The organism is Pseudomonas sp. 01L34 (assembly GCF_056400265.1).
The window spans coordinates 198,443-219,084 of sequence record NZ_JBFTSX010000002.1; the positions used below are offsets into that span (position 1 = coordinate 198,443).

Sequence of the window (20,642 nt, forward strand, 5' to 3'; positions counted from 1 at the left end):
ATTAATGCTGTTCACTTAAGCAATTTCAGCCGCGACGCATTCCTTGTAGCAGCTGCCGAAGGCTGCGTTCGGCGGCGAAGCCGTCGTCAAACCAGTGATTGCGGCGTGTCAGGCAGACCGCACTAGCCGGATTCACGACGGCTTCGCCGCCGAACGCAGCCTCGCAGGCTCGACAGCTGCTACAGATCGCATTACGGCTTAAGTGAACAGCATTACAGTAAACGATGGCCTGAGGGCCAACGAAAATCCAACTGTGGGAGCGGCGGTGCGACGATTCGACCTGCTCGCTCCCACATTTAATCTACGTTGGTCATCCCGCCGCCAAGCCCTTCCCCGCCCGCTCCAGATTGCGCCACAACCACACAGGCAGAACATCGGGGTCAAGGCTGTCGATCAGGTTCTTCAGCGCCAGCCCCAGTTCGGTATCGCCCTCGATGACCAGTCGCCGGCGAAAGAACAACGTGTCCGGATCTTCCTGACGGCTGGCCAGCAATAAAAATTCGCGCCAGTTACCGCTGATGGTCACGTTCGCCGTAGCGTGCTCGGCAATCCGCAAGCCCTGACGACTGAGTGTCAGGTACCAGGACAAACCCAGGTCCGGAATCCGCAAGCACAGCCAGCGCCCGCGCAGCACTTCGAACTCGCCCTCGCGCAATGGCTCGGCGAGGCAGCGATTCAGCGCCTGCTGCAACGCCAGGCGCTGCACGGCAAAAGGCACCCGGCGCACCAGTGGCAACAACCGGTCGGCGCCTTTCAACAGCCACTTCTTTCGATTCAGCACAGGCCAACCTCCTCGACGCGCAGCATGCCGGCCTGACCATGCCAATAGCCATTGCAACCTTCGACGAACAGCGGCGGTGTTTCGCCCAGACGAACCCGTTGATAGGCCGCGATCACTTCGTCCATGCCCTGAGCACGAGGGCTCAAGCGCAACAGATCGGCACCACAGGCCACCAGTCCGGCGTAATCGGCCAGCAGGTTGGTCACCTCGGCCGACATCGTTTGAATACCGTTAAGGGTAAACAGTGGTTGCCCCTCCTGGCTGGTCAGCGCCAGGCCATCGGGGTAGTTGATGCAGCAGAACCGGCAGTCGTCCTTGGGCCGGTTTTCTGCACGGGCAGTGAAGCAGCGGGCGGAATAGGCCAACGGCAGATGCCCATAGGCGAAGATTTCAACTTCCGGCACTGCACGGCCCAACTCGCGCACTTGCCCGATCACGTCGCTGATCAGCGTCGCCGAACACTCCACGGGCGGCACCCAGCGAGTCATTCCGCTGTCGAGTAATTGTGCCAATGAGTGGCCGTTGTACAGATTGAGCGCCGGGCCGCCCACGAAAGGTAACTTGCGCTCGGCCAGGAAATGCACCGCGCCCATGTCGTTGGCCTCCACCAACAACTCGCCGTTGTCGCACAGCCGGCGCAGGCTGGAGAGTTCGGAGGCAGCCTCGATCAGCGTCAGGCTGGAAAGCACCAACTGTGCCTGGCTGCATTCCTGTAACTCGCGCCCCAGCCCCAGCCATTGATCCAGGGAAAAGGCCCGGCGTTTGGAGCACACGGTTTCCCCCAGATAAATCACGTCCAGGGGCAAGGTCGACATGTCGGCGTAAAAGTTGCTGAGTTGCTCTTTGTCCCAATAAAACAGGACCGGTCCCAGGCTGAGCTTCATGTCGCGTCCCTCATTGCCATGATCGATGATAAGCGCCCAGGGTGGTCTGGCTGCCTTCGGACAAACCGGCCAGCACCTGACGCCATTCTTCCTTGACCCGAAAACTGCCGGGCGCGCCACGGTGAGCATCCAATGCCGCGCGCCAGACCCGGGTGACTTGTTCGACATACGCCGGGCTGCGTTGGCGGCCCTCGATTTTCACCGCTTCGACGCCAATGGCCGTCAATTCCGGGAGCAAGTCCAGGGTGTCGAGGCTGGTGGGCTCCTCCAGCGCATGAAAGCGTTTGCCATCGACCAGAAAACGGCCTTTGCACAAGGTCGGGTAACCGGCCGATTCGTCAGGGGTGTAGCGATCGATCAGCACTTCGCTGAGGCGCGCGCTCAAGCCTTCGGCGTCCTCGCTCCAACGCACGGCTTTGGCTGGCGAACAGACACCGCACAGGTTCGGCGACTCACCGGTAATGTAGGAAGACAGGTGGCAACGCCCTTCGGCCATGATGCACAAGCTGCCGAAGCCAAAGACTTCGATGGGCACCGGGCTGCTGGCGGCGACTTGACGTACCTGCGCCAACGACAACACCCGTGGCAATACCGCGCGACGAATGCCGTAGCGCTGCGCATAAAATTCCAGCGCCGCGGCATGGGTTGCCGACCCCTGAACCGACAGATGCAGGGCCAATTGCGGGTGACGCTGACTGGCATAGTCGAGCACCCCGGGGTCGGCGGCGATCAGCGCATCGACGCCGAAATCGGCGGCACGATCCACCGCCCGTTGCCAGCGCTCCCACCCCTTGGGTTGTGGGTACGTGTTGACCGCGACGTAGAGTTTGCGTTGATGTTGGCGGATGTGGGCGACGGCGGCGTCGAACTGTTTGTCGTCCATGTTCAACCCCGCGAAATGCCGGGCATTGGTGTCATCGCGAAAGCCGACATACACGGCATCGGCGCCTTGGCGCACCGCCGCTTTAAGCGCAGGCAGATTCCCTGCCGGGCAGACCAGTTGCATGGGTAATCCTCATGAAATTACGCGTCCGGGGCAGCGCCCGGCGTCTGTGGCGCACCCTTCGAAAAAGGCGCTGCCAGTCTAGCCAGACCGGCAGGCACAGCCTTGACGGCAATCAATTGCCATCACTGCATCAGGTCGGCGAAGGACAGGAACATCACGTTGTCGTGCTTGAGCACTTGCTGCTCACACTCGATCACCGCCAGCCCGTCGGCCCAGCACGCGGCGGTCAACATGGCCGAGCTTTGCTGAGGGTGCAGTTCCACACTCAACTGGCCATCGGCGCCGGGCGTCAACCTGGCCCGCAGGTATTGTCGACGCTTGTTACGCTGCAACCAGTCGAACCCGGCGGGTACAGCCAACGGCACTGGCATCACGTCAGTCACACCCTGAGCCCTGAGCAGGAACGGACGCACCACCACCAACGCGGTAATCAGCGCCCCTGACGGGTTTCCCGGCATACCGATCCACGGTTTACCGGCCACTTCGCCATAGGCCAATGGCTTACCCGGCTGGATGGCCAGCCGCCAGAAATCCACACTGCCCAGTTCCTCGATGGCCTGTTTGAGGTGATCTTCCTCGCCGACCGACACGCCACCGGAGCTCAACAGCAAGTCGCATTCCGAAGACGCCAGGCTCAAGGCATGCCGGCTGGCCACCAACTCATCGGCCATGACGTCATAGTCATGCACCTCGACGCCCCAGCCGCGCAACAACGCAGCAAGGCAATACCGGTTGCTGTTGTAGATCTGCCCCGGTGCCAAGGAATCGCCCGGCTCGCGCAGTTCATTACCGCTGCTGAGCAGGCACACTTGCAACGGCCTATAGACCTCGACCCGGGCAATCCCGGCACCGGCCAGCAATCCCAGTTCTTGTGCGCGCAGGCGTTTGCCAGCCTTGAGCAGCAGATGCCCGCGGCGAACTTCCTCCCCTTCCTTGCGCACGTGATCGCCAACGGCTACGGGCGGGAACCAGACTCGCTCGCCTTCGACCCGGCAGCGCTCTTGCGGCACGACGGTATCGGCACCCGGTGGCAATGGCGCGCCGGTAAAGATCTGCACCGTTTGCTGCGCAAGCAAGGGCGAGCACGCCTGATCCCCCGCCGCAATTCGGCCGCCAATCGTCAAACAGCCACCTTCCGCCGGCAGGTCGGCAGCCCTGAGGGCATAACCGTCCATGGCACTGTTGTCCCAGGCCGGCAGGTTCACCGGGCAATGAATGTCCACCGCCAGTACCCGCCCCATGGCTTGGTCCAGACGGACCATTTGCGCCAGGGGTGGTGGTGGCGCCTGGTCGAGCAGACGGCTGATGGCCTCGTCCACGGGCATCAGGTTGCCGAGGTCGCACACCCGGCCGCTCATGAGCGTGTCTCGCAGGCGTCGATGACCCGCTGTGCTTGCGCTTTCAAATGCGGGGCGAAGTTACACGGGCCGGTGCGACTGTCCAGTTGCTCGAGCAGAATCTTGTTCCAGGCAGTCCGGCAGGCACCCGGCGAGCCAGGAACGCAGCACACCAGTACACCGTTACTCATCCCGGCCAGTGCCCGGGACTGCAGACTGGACATGCCAATCTCCTCCAGCGACACCTGGCGGAACAATTCGCCGAAGCCTTCCACATGTTTGTCCAGCAGTGGCAGCACCGCTTGCGGTGTGTTGTCACGAGCGGTGAAACCGGTGCCGCCAGTCATCAATATGACTTGCACCCGGGGGTCGGCGATCCACTGGGAGACCGTTGCGCGGATCTGATAAATGTCGTCCTTGACCAGGCCACGATCGATCAGCACATGCCCGGCCGTTTGCAGCAAATCCGCCAGGGTCTGTCCTGAAGTGTCGGTGTCAAAGGTGCGCGTATCGCTGATGGTCAGCACGGCAATGTTCAGGGGTTCGAAACTGCGTTGCGTCAGATGGGCCATATCCAGGCTTTCCCGTAGATGAGGGTATGGCCCAAAGCCTGAACCGGAATAGCGAACGAGCCTATTCCTCCAAGGAGGTACCTCGTCGGGGTCTATGGATTAATGGGGGACTCAAGCCCGTAGCAGCTGCCGCAGGCTGCTACGGGGGAACTTACTCGTCGCTCAAGGCGCCAAGCGGCGCCGTTGCCATGCACCATCTCGCAACCGGTAATCGAGACGGTCATGCAAGCGGTCGGCACGGCCCTGCCAGAACTCCAGACGTTCAGGGTGCAGGCAATAACCGCCCCAATGTTCGGGGCGCGAGACGGTCTGGCCAACGAAGCGCTTGATGGTCTGCGCCAACATCGACTCCAGCGCGGCACGACTGGCCAACGGCCGGCTTTGCGGTGAAGCCCAGGCGCCCAGGCGACTGGCCATCGAGCGGGAATCGAAGTATGCATCCGAGAGTTGCGGGTCGAGCCTGGACACCCGGCCTTCGATGCGCACTTGACGCTCCAGCCCCGGCCAGAAAAACGTCATGGCGGCATAGGGATTGACCGCCAGCTGCTGCCCCTTGTCGCTCTGGTAATTACCGAAAAAAGTAAAACCTTCATCGCTCAAGCCTTTGAGCAACAGCACACGGCAGTGCGGCCGTCCTTCACCGTCGACCGTCGCCAGCACCATGCTATTGGCCTCGACAGGTGCGCACTCGGTGTCGCGGGCCTGTTGCAGCCATTGACGGAACATCGCCAGCGGATCGTCCAGCGCAGCCTCATCTTGCAGGCCATTAAGGGTGTAGTTACGGCGCATTTGGGCCAGGGACAGGGGCATGACGGTAATCTCCGGAAGGTTTTGCGCAGTGTGCGAGGCACTGCGCGATACCACCTTGACCGCCATCAACACCGAGGGTCGAAGCGACAACGCCCTGACCTACTTCAGACGCAGGCGCCGCGCCAGTTTGTGCAAATTGCTGGGGTCGACTTCCAGCATCCGCGCGGCGCTGGCCCAGTTGTCCCCGGACAGGCTCAGGGCCTCGAGGATCTTCCTGCGCTGGTAATCGTCGACGGCTTCGCCCAGGGGCTGGAACGGTAGATCAGCCGTAATGTCCCGGGATGGCTCGACCTCTGCCCCCGATGCTGCCATCGGGCTGTCGAGATCGAGAACCTCTGGCTCCAGCGTCATGATCGATGTGCGACTCGTCCCGCGACTGAGCTGCTTCAACGCCGCCCGACTGATGACGTGCTCCAGTTCGCGCACATTGCCCGGCCAGGTGTATGCCAGCAAGGCTCGCTCCGCCGCCGGCGACAAACGCAAACCTCGCAGGCCGAGCCGCGCCCGATTGAGCTCCAGAAAATGCCCGGCCAGCATCAACACATCGTGACCACGCTCGCGCAGCGCTGGAATCGGCACCGGGTACACCGAGAGGCGGTGATACAGATCGGCGCGAAACAAGCCATCGCGGATGCTGTCCGGCAGGTGCCGATTGGTGGCGGCGATGATGCGCACATCGACGTGCAACGGCTTGTCGGCGCCCAGGCGCTGGATCTCGCCGTTTTGCAGGGTGCGCAGCAATTTCGCTTGCACACTCAAGGGCAACTCCCCGACTTCATCGAGAAACAGCGTGCCACCGTTGGCGGCGTCGAAGCGTCCGGCACGGTCACTCGTAGCACCGGAAAAGGCGCCTTTGACATGCCCGAACAACTCACTCTCTGCCAGCGACTCCGGCAAGGCTGCGCAGTTAACCTGTATCAGCGGTTTGTGGTGGCGCCTTGAAAGACGATGCAAGCGCCGTGCGAACAGCTCTTTGCCGACGCCGGTCTCGCCCAGCAGCAATACCGGCAGATCGGAATCGGCCAGTACATCCAGCTCATTGAGCAACTGATGCAACACCTCACTTTGCCCAAGGATCTCGCCTTCTCCGACGGGCACGCGCAAGTCCTGAGGATCGCTGCGGGACAGGCGCAAGCTGCGGTTTTCCTGCTCCAGGCGGGTGACCCGCACGGCGGCTTCGATCTGCAAAGTGCAACGCTTGAGTTCTTCCCGCGCCCGGTTGTCAAAGGTCCCGGCGTGCAGCGCATCGAGGGTGATCGCGCCCCAGATCCGCCCCTCGACATAGAGGCTCACGCCCATGCAGTCATGCACCGGCAGCGGTTCGCCGACATGGTTGTCGAGCAAGCCGTCGTAGGGGTCCGGCAGGCGGCTGTCGGGCTCGAACCAGGTCGGCTCGCGCGACGCCATGATTGCCGCCAGCCGAGGATGCTGGGCAATGACGAACCGGCGCCCCAACGCTTCATGAACCAGCCCCACCGTTGCAACGGGCCTGAGGCTGTCGTCATCCAGACGCAGCAAGCCCACGGCGCCACTGTTGAAGTATTCGCGCAGGGTCTGGACCAGTCGTTGCAACCGCACGGCATTGGGCAACTCGACGATCAGGTCGGCCGCCAGGCTTTCTCGCAGCATGGTAGTCATCACCCTCTATGGTTGTATTTACCCTGAAGCATCAGGGTGAATATCACCACAACTAAAAATTAATCCATGTTTTTCAATACGTTAAAAATGGCATGCCGGGTGCAATGAGCCTGGGGAACCGTTGAAACCCAAACAAGGAACCCTGATGAGCCAGCCCCTATTGGAACAAAGCCTCGGCCAACTGGCCTGCGACATTCCCGGTGCCACCCGGATCTTTCACACCTTCAAACTGGACTTCTGTTGCGGCGGGCATAAAAGCCTGCGTGAAGCGGCCCTTGGCAAAAACCTCGATCCGGTCCTCATTGCCGACGCCCTGCAGATTCTGCAAGACGCCGGCGAAACCCAGCACGACTGGCGCAACGAACCGTCGGAACTGCTGATCGCCCACCTTCTGACGCGCTACCACGCCCGCCACCGCGAGCAACTGCCGGAGCTGATCCGACTGGCTCGCCGCGTCGAGCAGGTCCATGGCGCGCGCAGCAGTTGCCCCAACGGCCTGGCCGATCTGCTGACAGACATGCAGCAGGAACTCGAAGGCCACATGCTCAAGGAAGAACAAGTGCTCTTCCCGATGTTGCAACAAGGCGTTGGCCCTCAGGCCGCACCGCCGATCCAGGTGCTGCGTTTCGAACACGATCAACATGGTGAAGCGCTGGAGAAGATGCTCGCCCTGACCAATCACATCATCCCGCCCGCCGATGCCTGTAACACCTGGCGTGCGCTCTACCGTGGGCTGCTGGAGTTCAAAGACGACCTGATGCAACACATCCACCTGGAAAACAACGTGTTGTTCATTAATGCCCTGACCCCCCGCCATTGATCGATTACCGGCCACCCCCAACCCGCGCCATCCAACCGGATGACGCGGGTTTTGTTTATGAGGGACGTATTGCGATCAGCCGTGCCAATAGAACATGGCCTTGGCCAGGATCACGATCAACACCATGTGCCCGAGAATGCTGCGGCGAATCCAGCTTGCGCGGGTCGCGGTCAGGCGCCCGTGGGTCAGCCAATAGGCCAGCAGCAAGTAATGACCGATGATGCTCAAGGCCAACAGGATTTTCAGGCTCAGCAACGTACCAAAACTGCTGGCCAGCGGCTGACTCAATGCGCCACGGTACTGCCACGCCAAACCGATACCGGCGCCATACAACAGCAACACCACGCCGTGCAGAACCTTACGCGAACGCAGGGCAATCGCCTGATCCGCCGTCACTTGCGCAATCTCCGTCAACGGCTGGCGGGCGCGATGCCAGATGACCACCTCGAAAAACAGCGTGCCAATGAAGGCGATTGCCGCCAGCAAATGCGTGACCAGTAAAAAGGGATACATCAGCGGCTGCCTCCATTCATTCGCGTATTCATCCTGGATGACCGTCGACCCGGGCCCGCAACAGCATCGGCCCATAGCGCCAGGCATACAGTGCAAACGCCAGCGCCCAGCACAGGCCCGCCAACCACAATGCGGCCAAGGGGAAAAACAGGATCAACACCACCCGGCTCAGACACGCCAGGTTGAGCAGAATGAAGGCCAGGGTCATGCCCGATGGCGGTTCCAGGGGGCGACCGGTGTGGCCGAGGCTGACCCGCGCGATCATCGCCAGCACCAGGCCAGCCATGGCCCCGATGGTCAGGCAATGCACCGCCAGACTCGGGTTAACCGGCACACCGAAATGCCACAGCGCCATCCCGAGACACGCCACCGCCAGCCAGCCATAGGCCAGATGCAGCGACCACAACAACGGCACGCGCCAGAGTGCCCGGTCATGCCAGCGCACCAGGCGCACCAGATGCCCTGCCGCCAGCACCGCGAACAGCAGGCCCACCCAGACATTGGGGTTGAGCGCCGGTCCTGCGGCATACAACAACGCCACCAGCGGCGAACCGACCAACAGCAGGCGATCCAGCCAGGGCCAGGCGGCAACGCCTTCAACCCGACCAAGGCCGCGCTGGGTGAAGAACGGAATGACCCGCCCGCCGATCAACCCCATCATCGCCGCCACCAGCCAGAGGCCGCTCAGCACGCCCTGGCGTTGCCAGCCTTCATGCCCCTCGACCAAGCCATACAGGGACAACCCGTCGGCCCCGGCCAACAACAGCAGAACCACCACAATCGGGTAGTTACGTTTCTGCCGCACTTTCCACAAGGTGAAGCCCATGAGTACCGCCACCGCCAACGGGAACGCCAGTTCCAGCACGGCGAGCAACGGCCATGGCGCATTGGCCAGCCAGACCACCCGCGCCAACAACCACAGCAACGCCAGCGCGGCCAACGGTTTGCTGCTGAGGCCGGGGCGACCGGTCCAGGTCTGCACCGCCGTCAACAGAAAGCCCGCGATAATCGCCAACCCGAACCCGAACAGCAATTCATGCCGATGCCAGCCCAGCCAACCGCCCGCCGGCTGCCAGTTGGAAATCGAACCACTGAAGGCCGCCAGCCAGAGTGGAATGACCAGCACTGCCAAAAGGCAACCGGCGAGGAAAAATGGCCGAAAGGCCAGCCGAAACAGCGGCGTGATTGCCATCGCTTTACGGCGGTCAAGCACTTGCATAAAACCACTCCTCTACCTTGTTGCCGACCTGACACCAACCCGCAGGCGCCGAGGTAAATCCAGGGGCAATCATCGGGTATTACCGATCCATTGCCGTTGTCGCAGATCAAGTGTGCAAGGGGCGTGCCCTGATGCTTTCTCGTATTCCTGTGGCGAGGGAGCTTGCTCCCGCTCGGGTGCGCAGCAGCCGTAAAACCGGCGAATGCGTTCTATCAGACATACCGCGTAGATCGATGTTGGGAGTGCTTCGCACTCCAGCGGGAGCAAGCTCCCTCGCCACAGGGCATTCCGGATCAGGGTACTAATGACCATTAAAGGGTTATTTTCACCCTAATCCTCAGGGTCTTTTTTACCCTCACGCCTGAGAACCCCGCTAAATAAAGGCCTCCAAGCCTGGCCCATGTCTTGCTCAAGCTTGTGGAAATCAAACAAACCGATCCCAGGAGTCGTCATGAAAAAAGTCATCCAGCCACTGGCCTGGTTCGTGGTGTTGACCTCAATCCTGGCCGTAGCCAGCGGCGTTTCCCTGGGCCTCGTCTGACTTGATCGCCAGCCCCCTTCTCAATCTTCAGGATGAATTCTCATGGTGCTTCACCGCGTCCATCACCAGATTCTGCGCAGTCATCATCTGTTCGAGCCGTTGAACGAAGAACAGCTGGACGAATTGATGAGTACCAGCCAATTGCTGAGCATCGACAAAGGCGAGCCGTTGTTCCGTCAGGGCGAGCCGGCCGATGCGTTCTACTTCGTGATTGCCGGCGCGGTAAAAATCTACCGGCTGACACCGGATGGGCAGGAGAAAGTGTTCGAGGTCATCAGCGAGCGGCAAACCTTCGCCGAGGCGATGATGCTGATGGACACCCCAAACTATGTGGCCTCGGCCGAAGCGATCTGCCCCACCCAGCTCTATCGTTTATCCAACAGCACCTACATGCGCCTGCTGCAGAGCAATAGTCGGTTGACCTTCGCACTACTGGGCAAGCTCTGCGTTCGCTTACATCAACGGGTCAACGAAATCGAAACCCTGTCGCTGAAAAACGCCACCCACCGGGTCGTGCGTTATCTGCTGACGCAACTGGTGCGCCAGCAAACCGTTGACTGCCAATTCGAACTGCCGATGGCCAAGCAACTGATTGCCGGGCATCTGTCGATCCAGCCAGAAACCTTTTCGCGAATCATCCGCCGCTTGATCGATGAAAACATCATCACTCAGGACGGCCGTCAGATCGCCATTCTTGATCGTCTGCGCCTGGAACAGTTCGAGTGAGTGCCATGCCCGTCTGCCTGTATTGCCAACATGCCAACCCTTCACAAGAAACCGAGTGCCACCAATGCGGCATGCCCCTGCCAGCACTGGCCGAATACGCCGGGGAACGTCGGCAGCGCCGATTCATGTGGTTCTGCGTTGGCCTGACGGTCTTTTGCGTGGTGATGTTTTTCTGGTTGCCGCGCAGCTGAAGATCGCACATATCCCTGTAGCAGCTGGCGCAGCCTGCGTTCGGCTGCGCAGCAGTCGTAAATCCTGAGCCCACGGTACGACTGAAACACCGCGTTGTATGGTTTTGCGACTGCTGCGCAGCCGAACGCAGCCTTCGGCAGCTGCTACAGGAGCGCAGGTGGTCAAGGACATCACGGTTGGGTCAGCTGGCGGTACAACTGCGGCAAGCGCAGGGGCAGTTGTTCGGGCTGGCGGATCAAGGTGTAGCCATTGGCGCCGAACATGTACGGCAAGTAATCCCCGGCCTCGCGATCGATCGTGATACAGAACGGCGTCAGCCCCTGACGCCGTGCCTCAAGCACCGCCTCGCGAGTATCTTCAACACCGTAGCGCCCTTCATACAGATCCAGATCATTCGGTTTGCCATCCGTCAGCAGCAGCAACAGTTTGCTGCGCCGCTTGCTCGTGCCCAATAGTTGCGTGGCCTGGCGAATGGCAGCCCCCATGCGTGTGTAATACCCCGGTTTGAGACCTTGAATACGACCTCGGGTGGTGTCGTCATAACGCTGGATGAACGACTTGAGTTCCTGCATGCGCACTTGCTGACGACGCAACGAGGAAAACCCGTACAGGGCGAAATCATCACCCAGCACCGACAAGGTTTCGCCGAACAGCAGCAGGCTGTCGCGGATCACGTCGATGACACGATGCTGATCGTTCAGGTGGGCGTCAGTGGACATCGACACGTCGGCCAGCAACAGGCACGCCAGGTCGCGGCGAGTCTGCCGCTGCTCCATGAACAAACCGCGTTCGGCGCACTGGCCATGCTCGCGATCAACGTGAAAATCCAGCCAGGCCTGCATGTCCAGCTCTGATCCCTGAGGTTGTTGGCGTAACCATTGACGATCATTGCGCAGGTGCTCGAACTGACGCCGCAAACGGTGCGCCGAGGCCTTCAAGCGTAGCGGCAGCGGCTGCGCCTCACAGTCGCGGGGCACCAGCATCTGCAGGTTGACGAAGCTGTCCTGCATCCGTTGTTTGCGATAGTCCCACTCCGGCAACTTGATGCCCTCGCCGAGGGGAATATCGTCGACATCGGCCGGTGGTAAATCCAGATGCAGCTTGAGACCGCCCCCCTTGCGCAGGCGTGTGCGCGACAGCGTCAACTCATCCAGGTCGTCGGCGACTCGGGCAGCGTCCGGGTCTTCGCTGTCATCCGACCAGCGATCCAGGTCCACGTGCTCGGTCCAGCTGAACAGGTTCTCCAGACGCACCACCAGCAACCCGCCTTCACGGGTGCTTTCATCGATCCGCGTCGCGCGCTTACGCCCGCCTTTCTGCTCGCCGGGTGGCGTGGTCAAAGACTCTTCGGACTCATCGCCCAGATCGGCAGCCTGGGGACTAGCGAGATTTTGCGGCGGGTACAACCACAGCGGCAACGGCCACGCGGCCCGTTCGCTGCGAGGAAAATGCTCGACACTGCCGGGCTCGCGCAACGCCTGGCATAACGCCCGTTCCAGCGCCGCTTCGCTGCCGTTCAACGAGGCCGGATCGGGGCGCAATTGCAGATGGGCATCGACCAGTCGTTGGTAACGAGCACGCAGCGCGGGATAGCGTCGCAGCAGCTGTTGCGTCCAGCGTTGATTGTCCCTGTCCCAGTGGCGCATCTGCCCGGCCTGCGCCGCCAGCAACGCGAGCCAGCGATAGAGTTCCTCATTCAGTGCCACTTCGGGAAACACCGCCAGGCTCGATGGCAGCCGTAAATTACGCTCGTCACACCACGCCAGCGGCACTTGTTTGCAGGTGCCGGCGATTTGCTGCAACACGTTGCGTCGCAGCAGCAGATCGCGGTCGCTGGCCGCTTCCACACCGACGCCATTGGCACCGCCCATGGCGCGGAACAACAGCGCCAGCGGGCGTTGCTGGCTGGCCAGTTCAACCCGTGCTTCGGGGAAATCAGGGCTGGCGCGCCGGGTGATGAAACGATGCCAGACACTGCCTACCCACTCTTCCAGTTCGACGGTAAACGCCATGATGCTTGCCCTTGCTGGAACCAAAAAACGGCCCGCTGTATCAGCCGGGCCGACCTTTTCCTAGCCATTGCACCCGATCATGAAGGTACAACCGCCGCCGGAGCGCGCAAGGCTGCGCGGCCACGTTGCTTGAAGCTGAACAGGTAACAGAGCAGCCCGGCGAAGAAGCCGATACCAGCACCCAGACGCGCCCAGAACAGCACTTGCAGATGTTCGACCGTGGCCATGAATGGCAACGCGATCCCATCGGCCTGCCAGCGTTGCAGGTAAACCTGTACGACACCGGCCGCGGTGAGGAACAGCGTGATCATCACCATCGACAGGGTCATTAACCAGAAGCCCCAGACTTCGAGGGTCTGTGAACGCTCGTCACCCGCTTCACCCAGCCCGCGCAGGCGTGGCATGGCGTAGCTGATCAAGGTCATCACGATCATCGCGTAAGCACCGTAGAAAGCCAGGTGACCGTGCGCTGCCGTCAATTGCGAACCGTGGGTGTAGAAGTTGACCGGCGCCAGGGTATGCAGAAAGCCCCAGACACCCGCACCGAAGAACGCCGTGACCGTGGTGCCCTTGGCCCACAGCGTGGCGGCACGGTTCGGGTGTTGCCGCCGACGGTTCTTCACCATGCTGAAGGCAAAGATCACCATGGCCAGGAACGGCAGCGGTTCGAATGCGGAGAAGATCGAGCCGACCCACAGCCAGACCTCGGGCGCACCGATCCAGAAGAAGTGGTGACCGGTGCCGATGATCCCGGTAATCAGCGCCATGGCGATGATCACGTAGAGCCATTTCTCCACGACTTCCCGGTCGACACCGGTGATCTTGATCAGCACGAAGGCGAGCATCGAGCCCATGATCAGTTCCCACACGCCTTCCACCCAAAGATGCACCACCCACCACCAGTAGAACTTGTCGCGGGCCAGATTACCGGGGTTGTAGAAGGAGAACAGGAAGAACACCGCAAGGCCGATCAACCCGGTCATCATCACCATGCTGACGGTGGTCTTGCGACCTTTGAGCAAGGTCATGCCGATGTTGTAGAGAAAGCCCAGGCACACCACCACAATGCCCATCTTGGTGATGGTCGGCTGCTCCAGGAACTCCCGGCCCATGGTCGGCAGCAGCTCGTTATGCGTCAGTTTGGCCAGGCCCGCATAAGGCACCAGCAGATAGCCGAGAATCGTCAACACACCAGCAGCGGCGAATACCCAGAACAGAATGATCGCCAGCTTCGGGCTGTGCAGTTCGCGGTCGGCCTCTTCCGGAATCAGGTAATAGGCGGCGCCCATGAAGCCGAACAGCAACCAGACGATCAGCAGATTGGTGTGCACCATCCGCGCCACGTTGAAGGGAATGATCGGGAACAGAAAGTCTCCGATCACGTATTGCACCCCCATGATCAAACCGAACAGCACCTGACCGAGAAACAGCATCAGGGCAAACACGAAGTACGGTTTGGCCACGGCTTGCGAGGCGAATTTCAGATGCGGATTAGCGATGCTCATCTCTTAGCCCTCCTTGTTTGGCGGCCAGCCATTGGTGTTGATGTTCGAGCTCCATTTGAGGAACTCGGCGATGTCATCCACCTCTTGCTCGCTCAACTTGAACTGCGGCATCGCTCGTCGGCCCGGTACGCCCAGCGGCTGCATTTTCATCCAGGCATGTAGAAAAGGTTTAAAGCCCTCCTCCCCGCCGCGCCGCTGGAATACGTTGCCCAGCTCTGGCGCAAAGTAGGCGCCCTCGCCCAGCAACGTGTGGCAGCCGACGCAGTTGTTTTGCTCCCAGACCGTCTTGCCGCGAATCACTGATTCGGTTAACTGCGCTTCGTTGCTGCGCACTGGAAAGGTCTGTTCCGTGTGATAGGTCAAGGCCAGGAATATCAGGAAGAAAAAGACGCTTCCCCCGAAGTAGATATTCCTGGCCATGCCTTTGGTGAAGGTCTCTGACATGGTCGCTTCCTCTTTGCTTGGCGTGCTCATGATAGAAAGCGAGGGGGTAAAACCTGCTTGATGGCGATCAAGAAAGGCAGATGGTTTTGGTCGGGTAATACGCTTAAGTCGTACTCGGTCCATGTAGCAGCTGGCGCAGCCTGCGTTCGGCTGCGAAGCAGTCGTGAAATCAGCCACCGCGGTGTTTCAGATGGACCGAGGCGGTAGGATTTACGACTGCTGCGCAGCCGAACGCAGGCTTCGCCAGCTGCTACATGGATTGGTTAGCCGATCGACAGCAGCGTCAGCCCCACAACGACTGCCAACACCAGCGCCCAGCTCACCATCAACCGGCGCCACAATCGCGGCGCATGGCGCATCTCCATGAAGCCATCGGCGATCAGCCAGGCCTTGCCAACCGCCACCAGCAAAATGGCAATGGACAACAGCCACGTCGCGCCGACTTGTGACAACACAACGGTGCACACGCTTAATGTGGCCAACGCTGCCCAGCAGACGAGCAACAACCTGGAAGCCGACATCAGAACCTCCGTCAATTCAGCACGTACACCAGCGGAAACAGCACGACCCAGATCAGATCGACCATGTGCCAATACAGCACGCCCGATTCAAACCCGCTGCGGTTGACGGCGTTGTACAGGCCTCGACGGCAGCGCTCGGCCAGCCATCCGAGAATGACCATGCCGAGCAATACATGGAGAAAATGAAAACCGGTGAGGATCCAATAGAGGGTGAAAAACGTGTTGTGCTCCATGCCCAGCCCCGAGGCCAGCAAGTGCCGGTATTCGGTAAGTTTCAACACCACGTAGACGCTGCCGGCAAGCAACGCGGCCAGCAGAAGTACGGCGCCGTGGCGGGACCGGGAACGCCTGACCTGCTCCTGAGCCAGCGCGGCGAACAGCCCGGCGGTGAGCAGGCTCAGGGTCATCGCCAGGCCGGTAGAGGTGTTGAGCAATTGACGGCTTTCACCAAACAACTGCGGCTTGAGTGCCTGGGTCACGGCGAACGCCAGAATCAGGATGGCGAACACCGACAACTCGGCCAAAATGAAAAACCACATCGCCAGATCGCCCGGCAGGTGGCCACGCGCAACGCCCCTGGACTCAGCCGAAGTGGACATCAACCACGCCCATCAGCGCCGCAACCGTCAGCGGATCATCGCTCAGCGGCTCGGCCAGGCAAGCCATGCACGCTTCACGCGGGCTCATGCCGGAGCGGATCATTCGCGCAGTAAAAATCAGCAGCCGTGTCGAGGCGACTTCCTCAAGATCATGTTGATCCAGCCTTCGCAGGGCCTGCCCCAGCCTGACCACTTGCGCCGCCAGCGCGCTGTCCACCTGCGCTTCCCGGCTGACAATACGCTCTTCGTCGGCCACCGGCGGATAGCCGAAACGCATCGCCACGAAACGTTGTCGGGTGCTGGGTTTCATGCCTTTGAGCAGGTTCTGGTAGCCGGGGTTGTACGACACGACCAGCATGAATGAGGACGGCGCCTGCAACACTTCGCCGGTGCGCTCCAGGAACAACTCGCGACGATCATCGGCCAGTGGGTGCAGTACGACCACCGTGTCCTGCCGCGACTCGACCACTTCGTCCAGATAACAAATGCCGCCTTCACGCACCGCGCGGGTCAGCGGCCCGTCCTGCCACCAGGTGCCTTGGGCGCCAATCAGATGACGGCCAATCAGGTCGGCGGCACTCAGGTCGTCATGGCACGCCACGGTGTACAGCGGTAGCTTCAGCCGATGGGCCATGTGCTGGACGAAACGGGTCTTGCCGCACCCCGTCGGGCCTTTGATCAGCACCGGCATGCCGTGTCGCCAGGCTTGCTCGAACAGCGCCTCCTCATTATTGAGCGGTTGATAGAAGGGTTCGCAAGACTGGATTCGGTCCATGGGCTGTCTGTTCCAAAAGCGGATTCAAGCCACACGCTACGGGCGCCTGCGACAACCTGGCAAGTGACATGGCCGGCAAACTTGATCGCGGTCAAGCAAGCATTGGCCTGCTCGGGCATAGCCTTGCACGGCACTAAGAACCTGCGTTCTGCGCTGCCGTTCCAGCACATCGCAAAGGTCTTGCCTGAGGAGAAATGGAATGCTGATCAGCAATAGAAAAACGTTTGCTCTGACTGTCGCCACATTGTGGTCGGCGCTGGCCCTTGCGGTGACTCACGCAGCCAGAGCCGAGGAACCCGCCACTGCTGCGGCCAGCCCGCTGATGGTCAAAACCGCCGGAGCGCCCGACATGAGTCAGGCCGAGTTCGACGCGTCCAAGGAAATCTATTTCCAGCGCTGCGCCGGCTGCCACGGCGTGCTGCGCAAAGGCGCCACGGGTAAACCACTGACGCCGGACATCACCCAGTCTCGCGGCCAACTGTATCTGGAGGCGTTGATTACCTTCGGTTCACCAGCGGGCATGCCGAACTGGGGAACATCCAATGCGCTGACCAAGGATCAGATCACGGCCATGGCCAAGTTCATCCAGCACACACCGCCCACGCCACCGGAATGGGGCATGGCCGAGACGCTGAAAACCTGGAAAGTGCTGGTCAAGCCCGAGGATCGTCCGAAGAAGCAACTGAGCAAACTCAATCTGCCCAACCTGTTTTCGGTGACGTTGCGCGATGACGGCAAGATTGCCCTGATCGACGGTGACAGCAAGAAAATCGTCAAGCTGATCGAGACCGGTTACGCGGTGCACATCTCGCGCATTTCTGCCTCCGGTCGCTACCTGCTGGTGATTGGTCGAGACGCCCGGATCGACATGATCGACCTGTGGCCGGTGGAGCCGACCAAGGTCGCCGAAGTCAAAGTGGGCATCGAGGCGCGCTCGGTGGAGACTTCCAAGTTCAAGGGTTACGAAGACAAATACACGGTCGCCGGCTCCTATTGGCCACCACAATTCACCATCATGGATGGTGAAACCCTGGAGCCCAAACAGATCGTCTCGACCCGCGGCATGACTGTCGACAAGCAAGAATATCACCCGGAACCCCGGGTCGCGGCGATCATCGCCTCCCACGAATGGCCGGAGTTCATCGTTAACGTCAAGGAAACCGGCAAGGTCATGCTGGTCAATTACCAGGACATCAAAAACCTCACCATCACCTACATCGATGCCGCCCCTTTCCTGCATGACGGCGGTTGGGACAGCACCCATCGCTACTTCATGACCGCCGCCAACAACTCCAACAAAGTCGCCGTGATCGACTCCAAGGATCGCAAGTTGGCCGCCCTGGTGGACGTCGGCAAAACCCCTCACCCGGGTCGTGGCGCCAACTTTGATCATCCTGTCTACGGCCCGGTCTGGGCCACCAGCCACCTGGGAGACGACGGTATCTCGCTGATCGGTACCGACCCGGCCAAACACCCGCAATACGCCTGGAAACAGGTCGCCTCGCTCAAGGGCCAGGGCGGCGGTTCGTTGTTCATCAAAACCCACCCCAACTCGCGCCACCTGTATGTCGACACCACCCTCAACCCGGACGCCAAACTGAGTCAGTCGGTGGCGGTGTTCAACCTCGACAAACTCGACGCCGGCTACACCGTGCTGCCCATCGCCGAGTACGCCGGCATCAAGCAAGGCGCCATGCGGGTCGTGCAGCCGGAATACAACAAGGCCGGCGATGAGGTCTGGTTCTCCGTGTGGAGCGGTCAATCAGAGGAGTCGGCACTGGTGGTGATCGACGACAAAACGCTGAAGCTCAAATCGGTGATCAAGGACAAACGCCTGATTACCCCCACCGGGAAATTCAATGTCTACAACACCCAACACGACATTTATTGAGCTCCATCAATGCAAGGAACGACCATGAAAAATACTCTGCTTTCACTGTTCGCCCTGACCGCTGCGCTGAGCGTGCAGCCGGTTGTGGCCCAAGATGCGCAGGAACTGTTCAAGAGCAAACCCTGCGCCGCCTGCCATTCCATCGACACCAAGCTTGTCGGCCCGGCGCTCAAGGATGTCGCGGCCAAGAACGCTGGCGTACCCGAGGCCGTCGACACCCTGGCCAACCACATCAAGAACGGTACGCAAGGCAACTGGGGCCCGATACCAATGCCGGCCAACCCGGTGACGGATGACGAAGCGAAGACACTTGCAACTTGGGTCCTGAGTCTCAAATAGCCAACGGAGGGCGCCATGATGGTTCATCGACACGCAGTGGTTCTGGCGGCCCTCCTCCTTTTTTGCGCGACCTCGGTTGCGGCGCCGAACGCCAAGCGTCAGGCCCAACTCGAGCACCTGCTGGCCCAGGATTGCGGCGCCTGTCATGGACTGCACATGACCGGCGGGCTGGGTCCCGACCTGACACGTGCAACGCTGGCAGGCAAGTCCCGCGACAGCCTGATTGCCACCGTCACCCAAGGCCGCCCCGGCACCGCGATGCCCGGTTGGGCCCCGTTGCTCAGCCCGGACGACATCCGTTGGCTGGTCGATCTTCTTCTCCAGGGATATCCCGCACCATGATCCGTTCAACCCTGCTTTTAGCGGCGACCGGGCTGCTGTTGTCCGCGTGTGTTCAGCCTCCGTTGCGGGGCTCCGGCGATCTGGGCGTGGTGGTGGAGCGCGCCACCGGCAGCGTGCAAATCATCGAAAGCGACACCCGCACGGCACTGGCCCGACTCGAAGGCTTCGGCGATCTGTCCCATGCCTCGGTGGTGTTTTCCCGCGACCAGCGCTATTCCTATGTGTTCGGCCGCGACGGCGGGTTGAGCAAAATCGACTTGCTGACCCAACGCATCGACCATCGCGTCATCCAGGGCGGCAACAGCATCGGCGGCGCCATCAGTCAGGACGGCAAGTTGATCGCGGTCTCCAACTACGTGCCCGGCGGCGTGAAGGTGTTCGATGCCGTCACTCTGCAACAGGTGGCCGATATTCCCGCGACACCGCTCGCCGATGGCAGCAAACGCTCACGGGTGGTCGGCCTGGTCGACGCGCCCGGTCAGCGTTTTGTGTTCAGCCTGTTCGATACCGGCGAGATCTGGACCGCCGATTTCAGTCAGGGCAGCACGCCACGGATCAGCCGCTTCACCGGCATCGGCCAGCAACCCTACGACGCGCTGATTACCCCCGATGGTCGCTATTACATGGCTGGGCTGTTCGGCGAAGACGGCATGGCGCAACTCGACCTCTGGCACCCCGAGCGCGGGGTGCAGCGAGTGCTCGGTGATTACGGACGCGGCCAGGCGAAGTTGCCCGTCTACAAGATGCCGCATCTGGAGGGTTGGGCCGTTGCCGACAACCAGGCCTTCGTGCCCGCCGTCGGCCGTCATCAGGTGCTGGTGATGGATTCCCGCACGTGGCAGCAGACCGCTGCCATCCCGGTGGCCGGCCAACCGGTGTTCGTCACGTCGCGGCCGGACGGTCGGCAACTGTGGGTCAATTTCGCCTACCCGGACAACGATCGGGTCCAGGTCATCGACACCGAAACCCGTGCCGTAGTCGCCGATCTGCGACCGGGGCCGGCGGTGCTGCACATGGAATTCACCGCGCGCGGCGACCAGTTGTGGCTGTCGTTACGCGATGGCGATCAGGTTCAGGTCTGGGATCCGTACAGCCTGAAGCAGCTGAGCACCCTTCCCGCCACCGCGCCGAGCGGCATCTTCTTCAGCAGTCGCGCGCAGAAAATGGGCTATTGA

General features: G+C 61.1%; 22 protein-coding genes. 7 read left to right on the plus strand and 15 right to left on the minus strand.

Annotation, left to right across the window (positions count from 1 at the left end; translation table 11 throughout):
* Positions 1–310 precede the first annotated feature (310 nt).
* The 7 genes from ubiT to norR form a co-directional block, all read right to left on the minus strand.
* On the minus strand, positions 311–781 hold the full coding sequence (ubiT, locus tag AC1DQM_RS05295; RefSeq protein ID WP_019649068.1) for a ubiquinone anaerobic biosynthesis accessory factor UbiT: 471 nt from the start codon (positions 779–781) through the stop codon (positions 311–313).
* Positions 775–1,665 carry a U32 family peptidase gene (locus tag AC1DQM_RS05300; RefSeq protein ID WP_018927802.1) on the minus strand — a complete coding sequence of 297 codons (891 nt, stop codon included), beginning with the start codon at positions 1,663–1,665 and terminating at the stop codon, positions 775–777. Before AC1DQM_RS05300 ends, ubiT begins: the two co-directional genes overlap by 7 nt.
* Positions 1,666–1,675: 10 nt before the next feature.
* Entirely contained in the window at positions 1,676–2,671 is a 996-nt protein-coding gene (gene ubiU / locus AC1DQM_RS05305) for a ubiquinone anaerobic biosynthesis protein UbiU (protein ID WP_064617223.1), read from the minus strand.
* A gap of 122 nt (positions 2,672–2,793) precedes the next feature.
* Complete coding sequence (locus tag AC1DQM_RS05310) at positions 2,794–4,029, minus strand: molybdopterin molybdotransferase MoeA (RefSeq protein WP_138867331.1); 1,236 nt, start codon at positions 4,027–4,029, stop codon at positions 2,794–2,796.
* Positions 4,026–4,580 carry a molybdenum cofactor biosynthesis protein B gene (gene moaB, locus AC1DQM_RS05315; RefSeq protein WP_018927799.1) on the minus strand — a complete coding sequence of 185 codons (555 nt, stop codon included), beginning with the start codon at positions 4,578–4,580 and terminating at the stop codon, positions 4,026–4,028. Before moaB ends, AC1DQM_RS05310 begins: the two co-directional genes overlap by 4 nt.
* A gap of 162 nt (positions 4,581–4,742) precedes the next feature.
* On the minus strand, positions 4,743–5,390 hold the full coding sequence (gene pdxH, locus AC1DQM_RS05320) for a pyridoxamine 5'-phosphate oxidase (RefSeq protein ID WP_138867330.1): 648 nt from the start codon (positions 5,388–5,390) through the stop codon (positions 4,743–4,745).
* A gap of 99 nt (positions 5,391–5,489) precedes the next feature.
* Positions 5,490–7,019: a nitric oxide reductase transcriptional regulator NorR gene (gene norR / locus AC1DQM_RS05325; protein WP_138867329.1), complete on the minus strand. Its 1,530-nt coding sequence runs from the start codon at positions 7,017–7,019 to the stop codon at positions 5,490–5,492.
* A gap of 154 nt (positions 7,020–7,173) precedes the next feature.
* Here norR and ytfE point away from each other — a divergent pair, with 154 nt between their 5' ends.
* Positions 7,174–7,848 carry an iron-sulfur cluster repair protein YtfE gene (ytfE, locus tag AC1DQM_RS05330; RefSeq protein ID WP_138867328.1) on the plus strand — a complete coding sequence of 225 codons (675 nt, stop codon included), beginning with the start codon at positions 7,174–7,176 and terminating at the stop codon, positions 7,846–7,848.
* Positions 7,849–7,923: 75 nt separating this feature from the next.
* On the opposite strand, the gene AC1DQM_RS05335 is transcribed toward ytfE, so the two are convergent.
* Both AC1DQM_RS05335 and AC1DQM_RS05340 read right to left on the minus strand, forming a co-directional pair.
* Entirely contained in the window at positions 7,924–8,361 is a 438-nt protein-coding gene (locus tag AC1DQM_RS05335) for a membrane protein (RefSeq protein ID WP_018927795.1), read from the minus strand.
* A 28-nt stretch (positions 8,362–8,389) separates the two neighbouring features.
* Positions 8,390–9,580: an NnrS family protein gene (locus tag AC1DQM_RS05340; protein ID WP_111454561.1), complete on the minus strand. Its 1,191-nt coding sequence runs from the start codon at positions 9,578–9,580 to the stop codon at positions 8,390–8,392.
* A gap of 583 nt (positions 9,581–10,163) precedes the next feature.
* Between AC1DQM_RS05340 and AC1DQM_RS05345 the strand changes: the two genes are divergently transcribed.
* Positions 10,164–10,847, plus strand: a complete 684-nt coding sequence (locus tag AC1DQM_RS05345; RefSeq protein ID WP_018927791.1) for a Crp/Fnr family transcriptional regulator — start codon at positions 10,164–10,166, stop codon at positions 10,845–10,847.
* Complete coding sequence (locus AC1DQM_RS05350) at positions 10,844–11,038, plus strand: protein DnrP (RefSeq protein ID WP_178114249.1); 195 nt, start codon at positions 10,844–10,846, stop codon at positions 11,036–11,038. Before AC1DQM_RS05345 ends, AC1DQM_RS05350 begins: the two co-directional genes overlap by 4 nt.
* A 171-nt stretch (positions 11,039–11,209) precedes the next feature.
* On the opposite strand, the gene AC1DQM_RS05355 is transcribed toward AC1DQM_RS05350, so the two are convergent.
* The 6 genes from AC1DQM_RS05355 to AC1DQM_RS05380 form a co-directional block, all read right to left on the minus strand.
* Positions 11,210–13,051, minus strand: coding sequence for a nitric oxide reductase activation protein NorD (locus tag AC1DQM_RS05355; protein WP_138867327.1), 1,842 nt, complete (start codon positions 13,049–13,051; stop codon positions 11,210–11,212).
* Positions 13,052–13,128: 77 nt separating this feature from the next.
* Positions 13,129–14,556, minus strand: coding sequence for a cbb3-type cytochrome c oxidase subunit I (locus AC1DQM_RS05360; protein ID WP_018927788.1), 1,428 nt, complete (start codon positions 14,554–14,556; stop codon positions 13,129–13,131).
* A 3-nt stretch (positions 14,557–14,559) separates the two neighbouring features.
* Positions 14,560–15,000, minus strand: a complete 441-nt coding sequence (locus AC1DQM_RS05365) for a c-type cytochrome (RefSeq protein WP_018927787.1) — start codon at positions 14,998–15,000, stop codon at positions 14,560–14,562.
* Between the two features lie 263 nt (positions 15,001–15,263).
* On the minus strand, positions 15,264–15,521 hold the full coding sequence (locus AC1DQM_RS05370) for a cytochrome C oxidase subunit IV family protein (RefSeq protein WP_138867326.1): 258 nt from the start codon (positions 15,519–15,521) through the stop codon (positions 15,264–15,266).
* A gap of 11 nt (positions 15,522–15,532) precedes the next feature.
* On the minus strand, positions 15,533–16,120 hold the full coding sequence (locus tag AC1DQM_RS05375) for a cytochrome c oxidase subunit 3 (protein WP_018927785.1): 588 nt from the start codon (positions 16,118–16,120) through the stop codon (positions 15,533–15,535).
* On the minus strand, positions 16,104–16,886 hold the full coding sequence (locus AC1DQM_RS05380; protein WP_372240862.1) for a CbbQ/NirQ/NorQ/GpvN family protein: 783 nt from the start codon (positions 16,884–16,886) through the stop codon (positions 16,104–16,106). The genes AC1DQM_RS05375 and AC1DQM_RS05380 overlap by 17 nt, the downstream gene beginning before the upstream one ends.
* Before the next feature lie 208 nt (positions 16,887–17,094).
* On the opposite strand from AC1DQM_RS05380, the gene AC1DQM_RS05385 reads away from it, so the two are divergent.
* From AC1DQM_RS05385 to AC1DQM_RS05400, 4 genes are read left to right on the plus strand one after another with little or no spacing between them, the layout of a single operon-like run.
* Positions 17,095–18,786, plus strand: coding sequence for a nitrite reductase (locus AC1DQM_RS05385; protein WP_138867324.1), 1,692 nt, complete (start codon positions 17,095–17,097; stop codon positions 18,784–18,786).
* A 24-nt stretch (positions 18,787–18,810) separates the two neighbouring features.
* Positions 18,811–19,125, plus strand: a complete 315-nt coding sequence (locus AC1DQM_RS05390; protein WP_019649087.1) for a c-type cytochrome — start codon at positions 18,811–18,813, stop codon at positions 19,123–19,125.
* A gap of 15 nt (positions 19,126–19,140) precedes the next feature.
* Positions 19,141–19,467: a c-type cytochrome gene (locus AC1DQM_RS05395; RefSeq protein WP_018927781.1), complete on the plus strand. Its 327-nt coding sequence runs from the start codon at positions 19,141–19,143 to the stop codon at positions 19,465–19,467.
* Positions 19,464–20,642 carry a cytochrome D1 domain-containing protein gene (locus AC1DQM_RS05400; protein WP_442115180.1) on the plus strand — a complete coding sequence of 393 codons (1,179 nt, stop codon included), beginning with the start codon at positions 19,464–19,466 and terminating at the stop codon, positions 20,640–20,642. Before AC1DQM_RS05395 ends, AC1DQM_RS05400 begins: the two co-directional genes overlap by 4 nt.